This window comes from Paraburkholderia sp. FT54, from assembly GCF_031585635.1.
Classification (GTDB): domain Bacteria; phylum Pseudomonadota; class Gammaproteobacteria; order Burkholderiales; family Burkholderiaceae; genus Paraburkholderia.
The window spans coordinates 839,645-858,657 of the sequence record NZ_CP134197.1; the positions used below are offsets into that span (position 1 = coordinate 839,645).

The window sequence follows — 19,013 nt, forward strand, 5'->3', positions numbered from 1 at the left end:
ATGCAAATCTTCGATACCGTCATTCGCAACGCCCGCGTGGTCACGGCCGCGGACATCTTCACCAGCGACATCGGCATTCGCGATGGCCGCATCGTCGCGCTCGGCCTGCAGCTCGAAGCCGGCGCGCGCGAAATCGACGCGGCTGGACGGCACGTGACGCCCGGCGGCGTCGACAGCCACGTTCACTTCGATCAGCCCACCGGCGACGGCTCGATCATGGCCGACGACTTTCTCTCCGGCACCACGTCCGCGGCCTGCGGCGGCACCACGACCGTGATTCCGTTCGCGTGCCAGCAGAAAGGCCACACGCTGCGCGAAGCGATCGACGACTACCATCGCCGCGCGAACAGGAAGCCCGTGATCGACTACGCGTTCCACCTGATCGTCACCGACCCGACGCCGGAGATTCTGCGCGACGAGTTGCCCGCGTTGATCGCCGAAGGCTACACGTCGTTCAAGATCTACATGACCTACGACGCGCTCAAGCTGAGCGATCGCGAAATGCTCGACACGCTCTCGGTCGCGCGCAGCGAGGGCGCGATGGTGATGATCCATGCGGAGAACGCAGACTGCATCGCGTGGCTGACCGAGCGGCTGCTCGCCGCCGGTCATACCGCGCCACGCTATCACGCGACGTCACGGCCCATGCTGGTGGAACGCGAGGCGACGCATCGGGCGATCGCGTTCGCCGAACTGGTGGACGTGCCGATCCTGATCGTGCACGTGTCGGGCCGCGAGGCGGTCGAGCAGATCCGCTGGGCACAAAGCCATGGTCTCAAGGTGTACGGCGAAACCTGCCCGCAGTATCTCTTTCTGACCGCGGATTCGCTCGGCTGCGACGACAGCTTCGAAGGCGCGAAGTGCATCTGCAGCCCGCCGCCGCGCGACAAGGCCAACCAGCAGGTGATTTGGGACGGGCTTGAAAACGGCGCGTTCGAAGTGTTCTCGTCCGATCACGCGCCGTTCCGCTACGATGGTCCGGATGGCAAGAAAGCGCATGGCGAAGCTGTCTCGTTCGACCAGATCGCCAACGGTATTCCCGGCGTGGAGACGCGCATGGCTTTGCTGTGGTCCGAAGGCGTGCGCACCGGCCGCATCACGCCGCAAAGCTTCGTCGCGCTGACCTCGACCAACGCGGCGAAGCTCTACGGTCTCTATCCGCGCAAGGGCAGCATTGCGATTGGCGCGGACGCCGACCTCGTCATCTGGGACGAGAGCCGCACTTTCCATGTGGAAAACGCGAAGCTGCATCACAACGTCGATTACACGCCGTATGAGGGCATGCATCTGAGCGCGTGGCCCGCGTTGACGATGTCGCGCGGCGACGTGGTGTGGGACGGCGAAAAGCCGTGCGGCGATGCCGGACGCGGCGAATTCCTGCCGTGCGCACGGCCCGATCCGGCCAAGCCGCGCCGCCGGAAGACCGAACTGCCGCTGTAGTTTCGTTGAGAGCGTGTGAGGGTTCCGGTGCGAACCGGATGAGCCGGCACTACCCTCGGATTTTGACGAGCGTGGACCCGCAATGAGTCATCTGAAAGACATCGACCGGTTGTTCAATGACCGCCACTTTGACTATGATGCCATCGTCTTGTGTCTGCGGCATGCCATTGTCACCACGCCAAATCGTTGAAGGTCACTCGATCATGGACGGAAAAGTCATTGCGGTTCACGTCAATGCCTCCCACACGTTTTCCAAACAATCCGTTTGGCAGATCATGTTGCTGAAAGGGTTGGGTGTTGAAGGCGATGCCCACTGTGGCGCCACGGTTAAACACCGCTCGCGTGTCGCACGAGATCCCTCGCAACCCAATCTGCGCCAGGTGCATCTCATGCACGGTGAATTATTCGACGAGTTATTGGAAAAGGCTTTTAGCGTCGTACCCGGTGATCTCGGCGAAAACATCACGACGCGCGGGCTTGATCTTCTCTCGTTGCCCGTGGGTACAGAATTACATATCGGCGAGCATTCGGTCGTCACGCTCACTGGCCTGAGAAACCCGTGCGCGCAAATAGATCAGTTCCAGGCAGGTCTCCTGTCAGCCGTTCTTGGTCGTTCGCCGGAAGGAAAGCTCTTGCGAAAGGCCGGCGTGATGGGTGTCGTGACCACGGCGGGACCGGTCAGCCCTGGCGACGGCATCACCGTCAAGATGCCGCCACCGCCATATCGAGACCTTGAAATGGTGTAGCTGGTTTCCAGACCTCTTGCGCCAGGTTTATGCGTACAGCCGACTGCTCAAGGCCACCGTCGAGCACAGCCACCTGTGCGTGTCCAAACGCACGCAGCACCCACCACATGCGCGCGGCCCAGATACCATCATGATCCAGCTGGGCCAGCGCGCCAACAGTGACATCCGCCCTGTCCCTTCTCAAGGTGTAAACCTGACTTGATCAGCGCGCATCCGACAAGGTAATTTAACAGTATATTTGCTGTATTTGTCATTTACAGCCTATTTCTTGTATTGGGCAAAAACAGCATATATACTGTTTTCGTCATTTACAGGCTGATTACTGTTTTTTACGACTAGCCGAGGTCGCCCGTGGACTACCCCGTTAAAACCCCTCTCCAGTTGCGGCCGCTTCTCGTCGGCTTCCGCAAGGCCGCCGGCCTCACGCAGGCCCAGATGGCGAGCCGTTTGGGCGTCACCCAGCAGACCTACGCCCAGCTCGAGGCAAAGCCCGAATCCGCGAGCATGGATCGGCTATTCCATATTTTGAAGGTGCTCAAGGTCGATATCGTTCTGGCCCAGGCGTCGGGCTCGGCGAATCTCGAAGACCGCCAGCCCGGGCGCCCGCGGACGGTGGAATCGCCGGTCGCGGTGAAGCAGAGCGTGGTAAAAAAGCGCGCGACGACCACGGCAGCGAAGACGGCGAGCGCCCGGAAGGCTGCCGCTAAACCGACGCGTGGTAGCGGGCAAGACTCGCCGAAACCGGTCGCACGCAAGCGAGCGGCGCCAACGGCCGCTGCCCCCAGAAAGCGGGAGGACTGGTAACAATGGCCCGCCGCGCACACGCCAAAAGCCTGACCCTCTGGATGAACGGGTTGCCCGTAGGCACTTGGGAGACCACGCGCGACGGGGAGAAACTCACCTACTTCGAAGATTGGACAGCAGACGAACAGGGACGTCCCCTGTCGCTCTCGCTGCCTTTTACGGCCGGCAATCAGCCCTATCGGGGCAAGGTAGTCTCGGACTATTTCGACAACCTGTTGCCAGACAGCAAGGCTATCCGCGAACGCATCGCGGGGCGCTACAAAACTGGCGGCACGTCGCCTTTCGAGTTGCTGGCCAAGCTGGGCCGGGACTGCGTAGGCGCTATCCAAATGCTGCCTCCGGACGAAACCCCGGTGGATCTTGAGCGGATCAGCGGGCGTCCCCTCAATGAGGCGGAAATCGCGCGGCTGCTGCGGGAAATAACGGCCCCGCCTGTGCTGGGCCAGCATGAGCCCATCGACGACCTACGCCTGTCCATCGCAGGCGCGCAGGAAAAGACCGCGCTTCTGCGGCACGACGACCAGTGGGCCATCCCGGAAGGCAGCACTCCGACCACGCATATCCTGAAGCTACCGCTTGGGCTGGTCGGAAACATGCGCGCCGACATGCGCACGTCGGTAGAGAACGAATGGCTGTGCTCAAAAATCGTCGCCGCGTATGGCTTACCCATCGCCAATTGCGACATGGCAACCTTCGAGGACCAGAAAGTGCTCGTCGTCGAGCGATTCGATCGCAGGTACGCGAGCGACGGTTCATGGATCCTGCGGCTGCCCCAGGAGGACATGTGCCAGGCCACCGGGACGCCCGCGACGGCCAAATATGAGTCAGATGGTGGACCTGGAATCCAGAAGGTCATGGAAGTCCTGGCCGGTTCAGAGCGGGCCACCATCGATCAGCGCGATTTCTTCATGACGCAGATCGTGTTCTGGATGCTCGCAGCCACCGACGGCCACGCGAAGAATTTCAGCATCGCACACCTGAAGTCCAATCGCTATGAGGCCACTCCGATCTATGACGTTCTCTCCGCACACCCAATCATTGGAAACGGAGCGAACCTGTTTCCTGCGCGTCGGGTAAAACTGGCAATGGCGGTACGTGGCAAGAACGCTCATTACCTGATCAACGATATCCGGCATCGCCACTGGATTGCGCAGGGGCAACGAGTCACGCTGGCCCCTGCGGACGTCGAAGAGATGATCACTACTCTGGTTGATATGACGGAGGGTGCTATCGCAGAGGTAGAGGCGCTGTTGCCGGCCACATTTCCGAAGGACGTGTCAGACAAGATCTTTAACGGCCTGCGGCAGCAAAGCGCGAAGCTCGCCGCTCAGTAGACCGATTGAAGGACAGGTTCGTCGACCAGCATCCCAATACCGCTTCGCTCCGTCCAGAGGAAATATCTTCGACTTGCCATCGATCATCCTTGCTCGACGGCCGCGACGCATCCCACGAAGTCCCGCCAGAATGACACCCCGTGCGTCAAGCGTCACAAGCGCAAGGGTCCAGGTCGCCGCGAGCCGTAAAGTTGCCGCCTCCGAGCCGCGTTGATGGCATTTTTATGCGTCGAACCGGATTTCTTTTCGGCGCCTTGATGCCGCTTTTGTTGAAATGAAAGCATGCAAACGATATCGAAGGGCAATGACATGTTACGTTTGCAGAACCGGGTCGTTCATCATGAAAGCGCGCCGCGTGGTCTTTCTCTTTGTCGAGCGCTGCATGGCCGGCGGCAAGCTGGCGGAAGTCCTCGAGCCGCTGAGCAATGCCGAATGTCTGCACTCCATCGCCACGGTGCCTCGCGCCTGCAGCAGAAACAAGCGATGCCGAGCGCGTTGAAATCGACCTATGCAATCCTTGACGACGCGCACATCCCCTATCACTGGACACGCGTATCCGGCCCGGTGACAGAGCCGATCGCGGCGCGCGCCGCTGCGAAACACCCGGATGTTGCGATAGTGGACCCACTCCGACGGAAATGCGACACCGGTCGTTTGCGCGGCTGGAGCGTTGGTGCTCCGTTTCGCCTTCGTTGAACATCGGACACCGCTCGCGGCCGGGCAGAATTGGTGCTCGACTCGCCGCCACCCGCAGCGCATCTGATCGCGTTCCATCCGAGCAGGGCTTTTGCATCGCGGAACTCAGCCGTCTTCCGCGAAGGCGTCATGACAGCGCGATCACGGCCCAGCGAGCGCTTTTATCCTTATAGTTGACAAGTAAAGGAAATCAATGAAGAAGGATTTCAAAAAACTGTTGTTGTGCAGTGCTTTGGGCGCCGCGATGATTGTGACGATGAGTACAGCCGTCACTGCAACAGCGGACACCAAACCATCAATCAAGATTGGCTATGTCGAAGGCTGGGACGACAGCGTCGCAACGTCGAATGTGGCCGCACGCATCATAGAGAAGCGACTGGGCTATCCGGTTCAACTCGTGCCAGTGGCAGCAGGGGTCATGTGGCAGGGCGTCGCGCGGGGCGATCTCGATGCGACGCTGTCAGCGTGGCTGCCGGCGACACATGGCGCTTACTGGGACCAGTTCAAAGCGAAGGTGACCGACGTCGGCACCAATTTCGAGGATGCGAAGATCGGTTTGGTCGTGCCGGCCAGCGTGCCTGAGAACAGCGTTGCCGATCTCGAAGCGCACAAAGCGGATTTCAATGGTCGGATCGTGGGGATTGATGCAGGTGCGGGCGTGATGAAGAAAGCCGACGACGCCATCAAGGCATATAACCTCAGTCTGACGTTGATGCCGAGCTCGGGCAGCACGATGACGGCGGAACTCGCTCGGCAGATGAATGCGGGCAAGCCGGTTGTTGTGACTGGCTGGGCGCCGCACTGGATGTTTGCCAGGTGGAAGCTCAAATTTCTGGACGATCCCAAGAAGGTATTTGGCGGCGCCGAGCATGTTGATAACGTGATCAATCCGCAGCTCGAGACGAAGGCCGCGCCCGTGGTTGCATTCCTTAAGAAATTCCAGTGGAAACCCGGTGAGATCGATAGCGTGATGCTGGCGACCGAGAACGGCAGCAAGCCTACGGCCGCGGCCGATGCGTGGATCGCGGCGCACGCGGATCGCGTGGATGGCTGGGTCGCCGGGACGAAATGACGCTTTCTGGTTTCGCAGTTCCCATCTGATGTCGGCGGCGAGACCCACCTGCTCCTTTTACGCGTTTCTCGCCTTCGCGCTGACAGGGGTAGACGTACGTCCTGTTCCAATCACAGTGGTTTGATCCAAAGATCCCGTTTGATCAATCGCTTGTGCTGTCACCAATTGCGCGAAAGCCGCCGAACTGCCGAGCCTTGCTGAAGGCCGTTCTGCGCGCGACTACCGCCCTCTTTTGCACGGCAAGTACGAAAAGCCACGGAGGCAACAATGTGCAGGCCGGCGCCTGCACCACAAGGACATGAATTCAATGGATTCCCCAAAAATCGTGGTCGAAGGCCTCTGCAAGGTTTTCGGAAACAATCCCGCCGCAGCGGTGGACTTGCTCGCTCGCGGCGCAACCAAGGACGAAATTTTTGCGAAGACCGGCCAGATCGTCGGCGTTCACAACGTGTCGTTCGACGTTCAGAAGGGCGAGATCTTCGTATTGATGGGCTTGTCCGGTTCCGGCAAATCCACGTTGATCCGTCTGATCAACCGGCTCGTCGAGCCGACAGCGGGCAAGGTCATCATCGACGGCCGCGACATCGCCGCCCTGCGCCGCTCCGAACTCACGTCGCTGCGGCGCACCGACATGAGCATGGTGTTCCAGTCATTCGCATTGATGCCGCAGCGCACGGTGCTGTCAAATGCCGCATTCGGCCTCGAGGTGGGCGGCATGAGCCGCAAGCAGCGCGAAAAGCGTGCGCTTGACATGCTCGAGCAGGTGGGGCTCGCCGCGTTCGCGCACAAGCTGCCAGCGGAACTGTCGGGCGGCATGCAGCAGCGCGTCGGCCTCGCGCGCGCGCTGGCGGTCAATCCTTCGCTGATGATCATGGATGAGGCGTTCTCCGCACTCGATCCGCTCAAGCGCAAGGAAATGCAGAACGTCTTGCTCGAACTGCAGAGGAATCAGCGGCGCACGATCATGTTCGTGTCGCACGATCTCGAAGAGGCCCTGCGCATCGGCAACCGCATCGCGATCATGGAAGGCGGTTGCGTCGTGCAAATCGGCACGCCTCAGGAGATCATCAGCAACCCGGCGGACGACTACGTGCGCGCGTTCTTCGAAGGCATCGACACGAGCCGCTATCTGACCGCGGCCGATCTGATGCAGACCAACGGCGTGCCGCTCCTGCGTAACCTGGATGCGTCGACGGTCGCGGCGACACTCAACGGCAGCGCCGACTACGCATTCGTGCTCGACGCCGAGCGGCGAATTCGCGGCTTCGTGACGCGCGACGCGATCGGCAACGCGTCGCCGTCGCTTCGCAAGATCGAATGCATTTCCCGCGGCACGCCGCTCGACCAGCTGGTGCCGCGCGTGTGCGCGAACGCGACCGCGCTGCCCGTGGTCGACGATGAAGACCGCTACTGCGGATCGGTCGACCGGGCCATCGTTCTAAAGGTACTTACGCGCAATCGAGGTTCCCATGTCTGAGATCATTCCGCTTGGCCGTTGGGTCGATCGATCGGTTCACTATCTGCTCGATCACGACGCCGCCGCGTTCGATTCGATCGGCAAGGTCATCGAGAGCTTTGCCGCGCTTGTCGAGCACAGCCTGCAGGCTTTTCCCATGTGGACGCTGATGGCGTTTTTCATCGGTATCGGTTTCTGGCGGGTCGGCTGGCGGTTCGCGATTTTTGCCGCGCTGTCGCTATGGCTGATCTACGCAACCGGCTTCTGGGACCAGACGGTCGTGACGCTGGGTCTCACGTTGTCGTCGACGTTGATCAGCCTGCTGTTCGGCATCCCGCTCGGCATCTGGACCGCCAGGAGCGAGAAAGTCGCAATGGTCGTGCGGCCCATTCTCGACGTGATGCAGACGATGCCGGCGTTCGTGTACCTGATCCCGGCCGCGATGCTGTTCGGCCTTGGCCGTGTGCCGGGCATCCTGTCCACGGTGATCTTCGCCATGCCGCCCGCCGTGCGCCTGACGAGCCTCGGCATCCGCCATGTGAATCGCGAGATCGTCGAAGCGGGCCAGGCATTTGGCTGCACGACGTGGCAACTGCTTTACAAGGTGCAGTGTCCCAACGCGCTGCCGTCGATCATGCAGGGCGTGAACCAGACGATCATGCTGGCGCTGTCGATGGTAATTATCGCGTCGATGGTCGGCGCAGGTGGTCTCGGCAACGACGTGCTCGCGAGCATCCAGCGTCTGGATATCGGCCTCGGCTTCGAAAGCGGCTTGTCGGTGGTGCTGCTGGCGATCATTCTGGACCGTATTACCGAGAGCTTCGGCCGCTCCCCCGGCGCGGCAAGCGCGCGACCCTTCGCAGGCCTGCGCAGTGTGATGCGCATACGACGGGAGCGACAGGTCGCACAGGGTTGAACAGCTAGCGAGCCGCACAGGTATCGCTCGAGTTGAAATCGTTCGGAACGACGCCTCGGACACCACCGCGAGGTCACAACATAAACATGTAATAACGGTGTCCAACACGGCTTGCTACCATCGTTCGATCCAGCAGCAATTTTCAATTTGTGAGCCGGCTGTTGGACCGACTGGAGAAGAAGCGCAAGACGAGATCGGGCCGCACGCTGCCTGACAGGTAGAGCGCATCAGCTGCGTCGGAAGCGGCCGTTATTCGACGGAAGAAACCCCGTTGCACACTGAAGCCCGCCGATTACGCCGCATCCGCGTCGGCGATATGCCGCACGATCATCGCGTTGACACTGTCGGCGTGCGTGAGCGGCCCCATGTGTCCCGCACCCTCGACGATCGCAAGACGCGCCGCGGGCAGCAGCATCGGCAGGCGGTCGGCGATCGCGCGCGTCGGCACGGGCGCGTGCTGGCCGCGCATGATCAGCGCCGGGACACGCAGGCCCGTGTACGCGCTTGCGGGCGTACGTTCGTCGAGCAGCGCGCGAAAGTCGAGCGGCGCCTTCGGCGCCCAACGCGTGAGCGCTGCCTGCACCGCTGGCCGCAGCGCTTCCCATGCGCCCCGGCCGCCCCAGTAGTCGACGAATGAAGCCGCCGCGCCCCGATAGTCGCCACAGCTCACGCCATCGGCGGTGCGCTTCGAGATCGCGATGATTTCCGCGAGCGCGTGCGCACCGTGCGCGCCCATTGCCTTCAGCAGATGAAACGCCGAGGGCTCGTAGAGCGTCAGGCTCGCAATGCGCTCCGGCCGTTCGACGGCCGCGCGCAACGCCACGCCGCCGCCATACGAATGACCGACGAGATGCACCTTGCCGCACGAGGCGTCGATGATGCCGATGGTCCTCGCCGCCTCGTCGGCTAGCGTGAACGCGCGCTCGCCGCTCCACGGGCCCGTGCTATCGCAGCCGTAGTGCTCGGGCGCGACGAACGCGTGGCGCGGGCTAAGCGCCTCGCCGAGCTTGCGCCATTGCGCCGCTCCTGAACCGGAGCAATGCAGCGCGATCACCGACGTTGCGGATGCGAAGGCTTGCGATGCGAGAGTGCTATTCATGTCGTTCATGAAACTCAGGAGTTGGGCACACCGGTGCCGGACGGCGGAAGTCTCCACTATCGGCGCGGTGCGGGCAGCTGGCTATGATCGGGACGCCGGCGTGCATGATCCGGCGTCCAGACTGTGCAGTAGAGGGCGCGTGGGTTTGTCGCTCAGCCGTCAATGTCCATCGCATGCATGCGGCGTTCGAGTTCGCCCATGTCGACGGCAGACGCGAGGTACGCGTCTCGACGGCTGTGTTCAGCGCGCTCGAGTGCCTTTCTCAGCAGCAGGAAAAGATAGATGAACATGATGTCCTCCAGACGGTGACCTGATCGATTGCGTATCGTCACGAACGGGCCCGATACGTAGGTTCCAGGCGTGCATCCTGTGCGGGGCATCCGGGTTTGATGGATGGGCGAGTCGTGCTACGGCTGGACGCTGTGTAGTGCAGAGTCCGTGCCACGTTGCAAGAAGCCTTGTCTGGCGGGAGTTTCAGCGGTCTTTGAGGGACGCGGATCCGACGATGTGTCGCCGCGTGGCCGACGAATATTCGAGTGAAAGTTGGGTCGCGACTAACACGTATTCAGTACGTGTCGCGCTGGATGAGCGCCACGTTTCGGAAAAGGGGTACTCAGGTGGAGTGACAGCCCTCGGCAACTATCGGCCCCACGCGGGACCTGGGCCACTATTGCAGATGACCTGACCCGCGTGTGTTCATGCCGATAGTTACGTTGTTTGCTCCGGCTGTTGCTCGATAACGCCGAACCAGCCCATACCGCGATAGGTTTCATAGCCGGGTGTCAGCGCATATCCGACAAGCGATCCTCCTGCCGTCCGGTAAGTTCCGAAATCAGCAGCGTTCCGTGGCAGGTCGAAGCGCACACTCTCGTGCTCCGCTGTTGCGCAAGAGGCGATCACTCGACCGCTTGCGTCGACGATCATGCAGCGCGTGCGCTCCCGCTCTCCATTGGTCAAGCGGACGCTATTGACGACGGTCGAGGCCTGCTTGGCCCAATCGAAGAACACGGCCAGAACGCCGACGACCTTTCCGTCACTCGCACCGTCCTGCCGGATCGCCGTCGCATAGGTGGCAACCTGCGCGCCGTTCAATCCCGCGGCTCTGTCGACGTTGGCGGTTGCGTACTCATCGCCGGACCGCGTAGCGAGCGCCGCAGCGAACCAGTCATGCTGGGCTGCGTTCACTGTGTCGACGACTGGGAACAGCGAGGGTCTTCCATTCGCAACGACGCGCCCCTCGATATCCAGTACCCAGATGTCGAGGTAGACGGTATAGCTATCCAAGATGACCGACAGCCGCTTCGCCGCATGAGCGGCAGCCGCCGCCGATCCAGTCGTCATGCAATCGACAACCGCTGCGTCGGTTGCCCACCAACGCACATCACATGACCGTTCGTAAAGATTGCGATCGATCACGTCGATCATGTTCAACGCAAGATCGGTCAGACGGCGGCCCTGTTGTCGCTCGAGTTCCGTCACCATACGTTCGCTGATGCTGGCCAATTCCTTACCGAGTTCGCCGGTGAGTTGCCCGATCCGGCCGGACACGTTCTTGACCTGGTTTGCGACGACCGCAAAGCCACGGCCGGCTTCTCCAGCACGAGCAGCTTCGATTAACGCGTTGATGGCAAGATAGGTCGCCTCGCGATTGATCAGGTCGATATCAGCGATCTTATCTCTGGATATCTTGCGCACTTCGCGGGTCAACTCGGCGATAACTGCCCCGTCGGACGATTGACGAGGCTTTGCCTGCTCTATGGACATTTTCGTATCTCTCAGTTGCGTGCGGAGTGGGAGCCCTCGCTCCCCGCCGACTCGAATAATTAATCGGCATTAACGGCACGCTGTTAGAGATACTTGAGGAAAAAACGACCGATATATCGGCGCTTCAATGCGCCATTTTTGTGCGCACCGACGCTGTGCATTTGTTGTTGCCGATTGCAGCCGTCGCATCGAACTTCACAACGGGTGCGTGCCTAGTGAGGCCGTAGTCCGGCACGATGCGCCGCCACCTGGATGGCGTACACGGCGGAAGCAGTGACCACACCCGTTATCAACACACCGAGCAGTCCAAGTGAAATCGCGACGATCCGACCAGACGCGGTGGTCGGTACCACGTCGCCATAGCCGATGGTCAGCGCCGTGACCGCGCAAAAGTAGAAGGTTTGACCAGGCGATGATGGCGTGCGCGTGGCTACATCGACAGCCCCGCCAACGTAGTACATGGCGACCGACAAAATGAAGAAAAGTATCCCCAGCATCACCAGAATGGCGCGCAGGTGCCAGAGGATCTTGGCAAACTCGGCAATTGCCTCTTGCGGCTGGATTCGGGCGCTCACAGCCTCTTTGGCGGCATCATTCATGTCATGAACCTCACGGATTTTCAGGCTTCTCTTTTACGAAGCCTGAAATCGATACTACTTCAGGATCGTGAATAATCGTCCAAACCGTGTATGGCAAGGTGCCCGTGAACCGAAGACGCTGGATCAATACGTCGGCAACATCCATCCCGGCGTACGGGCGATGTGCCGACGTAATGATCCAGCGCGTGTCCACGCTGAACAGACACTGCGTCCGTTAGAAGCGCGTACGCAAGCCTACCGTCGCCGCCACCTGGTTGCCTGTTGAAGCTTGCGCCAGGCCGTTGATAAACGCGCCCTCGAACGCAGAGCCAGCGGCTCCGTATGCATGCTGGTAGACACCCTCGACATAGACATCGGTGCGTTTGCTGAACGAGTAGTCTGCCATCAGTGTCACTTGATGCCACTTCGGGTCCGCCGAACCCGTGGTTCCGGCAAAGGCGCCTTGAGTGAACGTGTAAGCACCGGCGAGAGAAATCGAAGGTGTCAGCGTATAGTGCACGTTGGCTTCGTAGTTGTCGAAATGCAGGCTGTCGAACGACTGCGCGATCACGGAGTTCGCACCCGGCTGCGTATTGTCGAACAGCGTGTGCGTCCACAGCAAGCCGATAGTCGCCGGACCAATCGTGTAGTTGCCGCCGACCCCCATCACGCGCTGGCGCGCGGCGGGGAAATTGACGAAGTCATTGTTCGACACTGCCCCGGTACCCGAAAGCGAACCGTTATTCAGTTGAAGGTAAGCCGCCGCAAGACTGATCGGACCGTTGTTGTACGTCACACCGAAACTGTAGGCGCGATTGTCCGCAAAGCCACCAGCCGCATTACTGAAACCGTACAGCGCCTCTGCCTGCAGCCCCCGATAAGTCGGACTCGCGTACTTGACCGAGTTGTTGATATAGAACGAGTCGTCTACGTTGTCGTTGTCGAACGGATGTGCAGCCAGGTTGTTTCCGTCGCCGTTGTTCGCCAATGCGACCGGCCCCAGAACATCGACTACCGAGTCGTATTGCCGGCCGAAAGTCAGCGTTCCATATTGGTCACTCTGCAGACCGACAAAAGCCTGACGGCCGAACATCGTACCCGAGTACGTGGTCTTGCCGTTCTGTATATTGAAGCCGTTCTCCAAACGGAAGATCGCGTGCAGACCGCCACCTAGATCTTCACTCCCCCGCAGACCCCATACTTCGTTCGACAGCATGCTGCTTTGTTCCTGCCACGCGCTGCTGCCACCCTGGTTATTCGTGTAGACGATACCTGTATCGATCAATCCATAAAGGGTGACGCTGCTTTGCGCATGAGCCGCCGCCGCAAAGACTGACAAAGCTGCTGCGCCGATAATCTTCTTCTTCACTTGTTTTACACTCCAGGCAATGCCCCAAGAAGGAATCATGATGTGTGCATGATCCCGGCTCAACAAAAATCCGGATAACGCGCCGTTCATGCAACGAGGGTTCAACGAGAGCCCCCGGCACCAAAGGTGTGGCTGGCCCGTGAATGTGATCCACTTTCCACCCGCGTATCCGCAGCTTGAAGATTCTATGGGGATTGCCATTGCGGTTCACCGAAAGACTTTGCTCCTTCTTGCAAAGATTTCATAAACGACGCAGCGAGGGCGCTCAGCTTGCCGTTGCCGGGACGGCTTGAGTCGGGCGTCCCGACGTCCACTCCCGGCCCACGCAAGTCCGGCAAGTCATGGACATGCTTTGGGTTGCCCTTGCGCACCATGAACAGGATTTGCCGACTGGTACGGCCGCGAGTGATTCGACTCGATCGCTATTGACCAGGCCATCCGCTAACGGTGCCCTCCGCCGCCTCCGTGAAAACCGCCACCTCCATGGAAATTGCCACCTCCATGAAAGCCACCATGAAAGCCGCCGTGCGGTCCGAAGCGGCCATGATGGAAATGATGAAAACGATCGACGAAGACGAACGACGCACCGAAGCCGAACGCCACAGGCGGCCCATAAAACCACGGGTCGTAATAGGGATAATATGCATACACGGGCGGCGGATAAACGTCGCCCATCTCGACGTCCGTGCCCTGCTGCTGGATCCGCCAGGTGCCGTCGGGCTGCTTGCATGCAAGCCCTGATATGTTCTGTGTAGTGCCATCGACATCCGCCGTGCCGTTGACCATACGGCACGTGGGCGACACAGTCGATGTAGTCGCCGTCCCGTCCAGCGGAACAGCTGGGGCGAGTTGCGACGCCACCGGCGTCGTGCATGCGACACAACCGCAAAGCAGCATTGCGACCCCAATGAATTTACGCATGATTCCGTCCTCTTCGACGGTCCGGTGCCACGACGCGGACCGCCGCGCCGACACCGTGAAGACCCCGTCGGTTCGCCTCGCAGAGCGCATTTGCCGGAGCATGTGAATGTACACGCCGACGCGGATCTGCTGAATGTAAAACGCGCCGCCGGCTGACGCTATTCCGCTTGCCGGCCCCCAGTGCGGCATGGGTTTGTTACGTCGTGTTTCCTGCAAAAACTCGACGGCTAACCACATCAGGCGCTGACCGGTTCGCGGCATCGGCAAAAACGTGACCTCGCTAGAACGACGTCCCGATCTGAAACTGAAACTTCTGGTACTGATCGCCAGTGTGTTTGACGACCGGGAAGCCGAGGCTGAGCTTCAGCGGTCCGATCGGCGAGATCCATGCAAGGCCCAGGCCGTAGCCGTAGCGCAAGCCGTTCGCGCCGATGCTGTTGCCTTCGGAACCCCATACATTGCCGCCGTCAAGGAACGTGAAGACACGCAGCGTCCGGTCGTATCCAGTGCCCGGCAACGGGAACGTCACCTCGACGTTGCCGACAACCATCTTCGAACCGCCTATAGGGTCGCCCGTCGTCGCGTCGCGCGGACCCAGTGAGCCAGTTTGATAACCACGCACCGAACCGATACCGCCCGCGTAGTAGTTCTTGAAGATCGGATACGGGTTGCCGATGCCATTGCCGTAGCCACCCTGGAAGTTCAGTCCGAGGACGAATCCGCGTGCGAACGAGTAGTAGTACTGTGCCTGCAGGTCCGTCTTGTAGTACTGCGTGCCGCCGATCGGTGTGCCGTATTCGGCATTCGCCTGCGTGTAGTAGCCGCGGCTCGGCACGAGCACGCTGTCACGGTCGTCTCGCGACCAGCCAATCGTGATCGGCACGTTGTTCGACACACGGCCGAACTCTTTGACGTAGTCGATATAGCTTTGCGGCGTCGTAGCGTCGACGTCGAGCCGGTTTTGTTCGATACCCAGACCGAAATACACCATGTCGGATTCCGAGAACGGAACCCCGAACTTCAGATCGGCACCCATCGTAATGATTCGAAAGCTCGAGTCGTTCGTGCTCGAGAATGTGAGCGGCTCGCTGGTTCGGTAATACACGTCGGTAATGCGCTTGATGCCGTCGACCGTGAAGTACGGGTCAACCTGAGTGACGGTCAGCGTGCGGTACGTCGATGACGTATTGACGTTGAGCGCAAGGCTCGTCCCTGAGCCGAACACGTTGTCTTGCGACACACCCGCTGAAATGATCGGCCCTTCGCCCGAGCCATAACCCAGGCCCAGCGTGATCGCGCCGGTCGGCTTCTCGGTCACCTTGACGTTCACATCGACCTGGTCCGGTGTGCCTTCCACCGGCACCGTGGTCACGTCGACATCCGTGAAGTAGCCGAGACGGTTGATCCGGTCTTTCGACAGCGCGAGGCGGTTCGAATCGAACCACGAGCTTTCGATCTGGCGCATTTCGCGGCGCACCACTTCGTCACGGGTGCGCGTGTTGCCGATCACGTTGATGCGGCGCACGTAGACGCGGTGGCTCGGGTCTACTTGCAGCGTCAGGTCGACCGTATGGTGTTCCTGATCGATCTGCGGCTGCGCGTTGACGGTGGCGAACGCATAGCCGTATTCGCCGAGCTTGTCGACGATGGCCTTGGTGGAGGCTTGCAGCTTTTCAGCCGAGAAGCGCTCGCCCGGCTTGATCTTGATGAGCTTGGCCAGCTCCGGCTCGCGGTCGAGCAGATTGCCCGCCAGCTTGATGCTTTTGATCGTGTACGGTTCGCCTTCGTGCAGCGTCACCGTCAGGTACATGTCCTTTTTATCGGGCGTGAGCGACACCTGGGTCGACTCAATGTTGAATTCGAGGTAGCCCCGATTCAGGTAATACGAGCGGACGTTTTCGAGGTCGCCGGTGAGCTTGTCTTTCGAGTACAGATCGTTCTTCGTGTACCACGAGAACCAGTTCGGCGTGGACAACTGCATTTCGTCGTGCAGCGTACTTTCGCTGAACACCTTGTTGCCGATGAAGTTGATCTCGCGGATCTTCGCGCTCGGACCTTCGACAACCGAGAACAGTAGACCCACACGGTTGCGGTCGATCGGCGTGACCGTCGTCGTGACTTCAGCGGCGTAGTAGCCACGGGTCAGGTACTGGCGCTTCAGTTCCTGTTCGGATTTGTCGACGAGCGCCTTGTCGTAATAGCGACCCAATGACAGGCCGACGGCGTTCAGCGCCTTGGTCAGATTGTCCTTATCAAACTCGTGAATGCCCGAAAAATCGATCGTGCCGATCGCGGGGCGCTCGATCAACTGCACGATCACGGAATCTCCTTCCGTGGCGATCTTGACGTCGTTGAAGAAGCCCGTCGCGTACAACGTGCGGATCGCTTCCGAGGCCTTGTCGTCGCTAAAGGTATCGCCTTGCTTGATCGGCAGGTACGAGAACACAGTACCGGGTTCGACGCGTTGCAAGCCTTCGAGCCGGATATCGCGAACCACAAACGGCTCTGCGGAGTTCGCGGAGACGGCCGTCACTCCCAAACCAGCGAGGGCCAATACCTTGGTACAACGGGAAAACAGAATCTTTGCGTTCATACAGGACACGAGAGAAAAAGTCGGCTCAAACCACAATCGACTTTTTACGAATAGATAACCCGCTACGTGCGGATGAGAAGGGACTCGTGCCTTATTGCAGCCTGAACCCGGAGACGTCCGACCTCGCCAATCCGGTGGCTAGCGCGAGAACCTCCGTCATGTGCGCAGCCTGGGAGCGATGCAACTGAAAGGACAATTCCGCTCCTCCGGGCAAGCGGAACGTAAAGATCAGATAAGGTGCGCCGCCCGCATCCTTGCCTAGCGTCCATGCTTCGCAAGGCATCGCGAACTTCACGTTTTTCTTCTTGTGGCGGATGCGCTCCGACGAGCCGATGGCATTCGAAAGCGCCGCAAGCAGTTCGTGCATGGCCGAACAATGCAAGTCGATGCGGTCGGTCCCATTACAATTCAACGTCAGATACTGACCGTCTTCGGTCAGTTCGAAACCACGGAACGAATCGATCGCGAACGCGCGCGGTGATGACATGAGGGCACTCCTTTGAGCCAGATATCGAGCGTAGTACGACTTCGCTCGCGTGGCGTTACATACGGATTACCGACCGTTTCTTCCGAATCAGTAAGCTTCTAAAACTGTTTCTATTTGATGGGAGGTAACGTTTCTTTCTGGATAAAGAAGATCGACGGCTTTGACCATTCATGTATGCAGCCTGTCTGCTTATGGTCAGGTCTCGTTCAGCCAGTTGCGGGGAGAACGGAAGAAGGGGCGGCGCCCGCGCCGGCACCGCCGCTTCCATCGGAATTCGGCGTCGCGCCGGCAGCAGCGCGCCACGGGCTCGCCAGAGGCGCCTCTCTCGGGTCTCGTGGACGTCCGCAACTGGTGGGGATATTTGGCATAGCGGCCAGGCACTGGAACTTATTCCATCTGCCTGAGCGCAATACCTGATCTCATCAACGTCATGCCGCCTGCGGCGCATCGCCATGGCGCGCGGCGGCCGCATGCAGGCGTCTTTCAGCCAGACAGTCAGGATTCGCGATGCAATCGTGAATCAGCTGCCGAATGTGCAGGACCTGATGCGCGAACAGCTTGACGGCGCTTGTCGCGCAGCCCTGGATGTGCTGAATGACACGGGCGACACACCGAGGTAGCCTGATCGTTCCATGGCGACGTGCAAGGCAATGCCGGCGAAAAAGGCGGTCACTAGAGCACGACACTCCGTCGGTGCAACGACGCATACCGGCATCGTAGATGTGTCGCGTGGCCGTGCTCGATTAAAAAATTGTTTGGAATAAACCGATCGAAGCCGGGTTTACGTTTGAGTCATGTGTACAAACATGTCCCCGCCTCACGGCCAGGTCGTGAGATTGAGCACGTCGCTCATCGATCTATTTGGATTCCATATGAAATCTCTCTCCATCGCAAAGCTGGTCGTGCTCGCTGCACTGTCCGCACCCATTTTCTTTAATGAAGTTTCCGCGCAGACCACGCAGCCGGTGCACGCAGATAATGTCGTTCTGGTGCACGGAGCCTGGGCGGACGGCTCGAGTTGGAACGGTGTTGTAGAGCGTTTGCAGGCAGCCGGAATGCATGTCACCGCGGTTCAGAACCCGCTCTCGTCGCTCGCGGACTCGGAGGCGGCCACGCGTCGCGCGCTTGCCTTGCAGGATGGTCCGACAGTGCTGGTCGGACACTCCTGGGCAGGTACCGTTATCAGCGATGTCGGCACGGAGTCGAAAGTGTCGGCGCTCGTGTATGTAGCTGCGCGCGCGCCTGGCGCGGGCGAGGATTTTGTCGCGCTCTCGGCGAAGTTTCCCACGATGCCGGTTCGCGCAGGTGTACAAAATCACGAAGGCCAAACAACCATTTCGGAGCGTGCCTTCCTCGACTATTTTGCAAACGGCGTCACGCCTGACAAAGCGAAAGCGTTGTATTCCGAACAATGGCCGACAGCTGCTTCCTTGTTCGGCGAGCGGACCACCGCGGCGGCTTGGCATGACAAGCCGACATTTTATGCGGTGTCCAAGGACGACCAGACGATTTCACCGGACCTGGAGCGCTTTCTGGCTGCGCGCATGAAGGCGAAGACGGTGGAACTGGATGCCGGTCATCTATCGCTCGTGTCTCATCCGCAAGAAGTCGCGAACCTGATTCTGGAGGCTGCGGGTCACAAGGCGGGCGCTACCGCGATGGCCGCATCCGCTTCGGACGGGAATTGATTTGACAGTGACTTGCATTGTCTGGCCAGTTGGGAATCTGTGTGGGCTTG

The 19,013-nt window shown here is 60.1% G+C and carries 18 protein-coding genes; 9 read left to right on the plus strand and 9 right to left on the minus strand.

Annotated elements, in window-relative coordinates:
• From hydA to choW, 8 genes are all read left to right on the plus strand, one after another.
• Positions 1-1,440 (plus strand): dihydropyrimidinase, encoded by a 1,440-nt coding sequence (gene hydA, locus RI103_RS36550; RefSeq protein WP_310818922.1) that lies wholly within the window; start codon positions 1-3, stop codon positions 1,438-1,440.
• A 203-nt stretch (positions 1,441-1,643) separates the two neighbouring features.
• On the plus strand, positions 1,644-2,186 hold the full coding sequence (locus RI103_RS36555) for an MOSC domain-containing protein (protein WP_310818923.1): 543 nt from the start codon (positions 1,644-1,646) through the stop codon (positions 2,184-2,186).
• A gap of 351 nt (positions 2,187-2,537) precedes the next feature.
• Positions 2,538-2,990 carry a helix-turn-helix transcriptional regulator gene (locus RI103_RS36560; protein WP_310818925.1) on the plus strand — a complete coding sequence of 151 codons (453 nt, stop codon included), beginning with the start codon at positions 2,538-2,540 and terminating at the stop codon, positions 2,988-2,990.
• 2 nt (positions 2,991-2,992) lie between these two features.
• On the plus strand, positions 2,993-4,324 hold the full coding sequence (locus RI103_RS36565) for a type II toxin-antitoxin system HipA family toxin (RefSeq protein WP_310818926.1): 1,332 nt from the start codon (positions 2,993-2,995) through the stop codon (positions 4,322-4,324).
• Positions 4,325-4,664: 340 nt separating this feature from the next.
• The gene (locus RI103_RS36570; protein ID WP_310818927.1) at positions 4,665-4,823 is read left to right on the plus strand and encodes a hypothetical protein; all 159 of its coding nucleotides are present in this window, start codon (positions 4,665-4,667) and stop codon (positions 4,821-4,823) included.
• 390 nt (positions 4,824-5,213) lie between these two features.
• Positions 5,214-6,092, plus strand: a complete 879-nt coding sequence (locus tag RI103_RS36575) for a glycine betaine ABC transporter substrate-binding protein (protein WP_310818928.1) — start codon at positions 5,214-5,216, stop codon at positions 6,090-6,092.
• Between the two features lie 307 nt (positions 6,093-6,399).
• Positions 6,400-7,569 (plus strand): glycine betaine/L-proline ABC transporter ATP-binding protein, encoded by a 1,170-nt coding sequence (locus tag RI103_RS36580; RefSeq protein WP_310818929.1) that lies wholly within the window; start codon positions 6,400-6,402, stop codon positions 7,567-7,569.
• Positions 7,562-8,464, plus strand: coding sequence for a choline ABC transporter permease subunit (gene choW, locus RI103_RS36585; protein WP_310818930.1), 903 nt, complete (start codon positions 7,562-7,564; stop codon positions 8,462-8,464). Before RI103_RS36580 ends, choW begins: the two co-directional genes overlap by 8 nt.
• Before the next feature lie 292 nt (positions 8,465-8,756).
• Here choW and RI103_RS36590 read toward each other — a convergent pair whose 3' ends face one another.
• The 9 genes from RI103_RS36590 to RI103_RS36630 form a co-directional block, all read right to left on the minus strand.
• Complete coding sequence (locus RI103_RS36590) at positions 8,757-9,563, minus strand: alpha/beta hydrolase (protein WP_310818931.1); 807 nt, start codon at positions 9,561-9,563, stop codon at positions 8,757-8,759.
• A 152-nt stretch (positions 9,564-9,715) separates the two neighbouring features.
• Positions 9,716-9,853 (minus strand): DUF3563 family protein, encoded by a 138-nt coding sequence (locus RI103_RS36595; RefSeq protein ID WP_310818932.1) that lies wholly within the window; start codon positions 9,851-9,853, stop codon positions 9,716-9,718.
• A 418-nt stretch (positions 9,854-10,271) separates the two neighbouring features.
• On the minus strand, positions 10,272-11,327 hold the full coding sequence (locus RI103_RS36600; protein ID WP_310818933.1) for a methyl-accepting chemotaxis protein: 1,056 nt from the start codon (positions 11,325-11,327) through the stop codon (positions 10,272-10,274).
• A gap of 212 nt (positions 11,328-11,539) precedes the next feature.
• Positions 11,540-11,926 (minus strand): potassium channel family protein, encoded by a 387-nt coding sequence (locus RI103_RS36605; protein ID WP_310818934.1) that lies wholly within the window; start codon positions 11,924-11,926, stop codon positions 11,540-11,542.
• Between the two features lie 214 nt (positions 11,927-12,140).
• Entirely contained in the window at positions 12,141-13,274 is a 1,134-nt protein-coding gene (locus RI103_RS36610) for a porin (RefSeq protein WP_310819336.1), read from the minus strand.
• 185 nt (positions 13,275-13,459) lie between these two features.
• Positions 13,460-13,684 carry a substrate-binding domain-containing protein gene (locus RI103_RS36615; RefSeq protein ID WP_409077060.1) on the minus strand — a complete coding sequence of 75 codons (225 nt, stop codon included), beginning with the start codon at positions 13,682-13,684 and terminating at the stop codon, positions 13,460-13,462.
• A 31-nt stretch (positions 13,685-13,715) separates the two neighbouring features.
• Positions 13,716-14,060, minus strand: a complete 345-nt coding sequence (locus tag RI103_RS36620) for a hypothetical protein (RefSeq protein WP_310818935.1) — start codon at positions 14,058-14,060, stop codon at positions 13,716-13,718.
• Between the two features lie 415 nt (positions 14,061-14,475).
• On the minus strand, positions 14,476-16,788 hold the full coding sequence (bamA, locus tag RI103_RS36625) for an outer membrane protein assembly factor BamA (protein ID WP_310818936.1): 2,313 nt from the start codon (positions 16,786-16,788) through the stop codon (positions 14,476-14,478).
• A gap of 91 nt (positions 16,789-16,879) precedes the next feature.
• A complete protein-coding gene (locus tag RI103_RS36630) occupies positions 16,880-17,275 on the minus strand; it encodes a hypothetical protein (protein ID WP_310818937.1) in 396 nt (131 codons plus the stop codon).
• A gap of 902 nt (positions 17,276-18,177) precedes the next feature.
• On the opposite strand from RI103_RS36630, the gene RI103_RS36635 reads away from it, so the two are divergent.
• Positions 18,178-18,963, plus strand: coding sequence for an alpha/beta hydrolase (locus RI103_RS36635; RefSeq protein WP_310818938.1), 786 nt, complete (start codon positions 18,178-18,180; stop codon positions 18,961-18,963).
• The last annotated feature ends 50 nt before the right edge of the window (positions 18,964-19,013 follow it).

What these genes read in the sequence shown, in the direction of transcription:
- RI103_RS36570 (WP_310818927.1), top strand. Translation starts at nt 4,665, where the DNA reads ATGAAAGCGCGCCGCGTGGTCTTTCTCTTTGTCGAGCGCTGCATGGCC.
- RI103_RS36575 (WP_310818928.1), top strand. Translation starts at nt 5,214, where the DNA reads ATGAAGAAGGATTTCAAAAAACTGTTGTTGTGCAGTGCTTTGGGCGCC.
- RI103_RS36630 (WP_310818937.1), bottom strand. Translation starts at nt 17,275, where the DNA reads ATGTCATCACCGCGCGCGTTCGCGATCGATTCGTTCCGTGGTTTCGAA.
- RI103_RS36605 (WP_310818934.1), bottom strand. Translation starts at nt 11,926, where the DNA reads ATGAATGATGCCGCCAAAGAGGCTGTGAGCGCCCGAATCCAGCCGCAA.
- RI103_RS36555 (WP_310818923.1), top strand. Translation starts at nt 1,644, where the DNA reads ATGGACGGAAAAGTCATTGCGGTTCACGTCAATGCCTCCCACACGTTT.
- RI103_RS36590 (WP_310818931.1), bottom strand. Translation starts at nt 9,563, where the DNA reads ATGAATAGCACTCTCGCATCGCAAGCCTTCGCATCCGCAACGTCGGTG.
- RI103_RS36580 (WP_310818929.1), top strand. Translation starts at nt 6,400, where the DNA reads ATGGATTCCCCAAAAATCGTGGTCGAAGGCCTCTGCAAGGTTTTCGGA.
- hydA (WP_310818922.1), top strand. Translation starts at nt 1, where the DNA reads ATGCAAATCTTCGATACCGTCATTCGCAACGCCCGCGTGGTCACGGCC.
- choW (WP_310818930.1), top strand. Translation starts at nt 7,562, where the DNA reads ATGTCTGAGATCATTCCGCTTGGCCGTTGGGTCGATCGATCGGTTCAC.
- bamA (WP_310818936.1), bottom strand. Translation starts at nt 16,788, where the DNA reads ATGAACGCAAAGATTCTGTTTTCCCGTTGTACCAAGGTATTGGCCCTC.
- RI103_RS36600 (WP_310818933.1), bottom strand. Translation starts at nt 11,327, where the DNA reads ATGTCCATAGAGCAGGCAAAGCCTCGTCAATCGTCCGACGGGGCAGTT.
- RI103_RS36620 (WP_310818935.1), bottom strand. Translation starts at nt 14,060, where the DNA reads ATGGTCAACGGCACGGCGGATGTCGATGGCACTACACAGAACATATCA.
- RI103_RS36565 (WP_310818926.1), top strand. Translation starts at nt 2,993, where the DNA reads ATGGCCCGCCGCGCACACGCCAAAAGCCTGACCCTCTGGATGAACGGG.
- RI103_RS36595 (WP_310818932.1), bottom strand. Translation starts at nt 9,853, where the DNA reads ATGTTCATCTATCTTTTCCTGCTGCTGAGAAAGGCACTCGAGCGCGCT.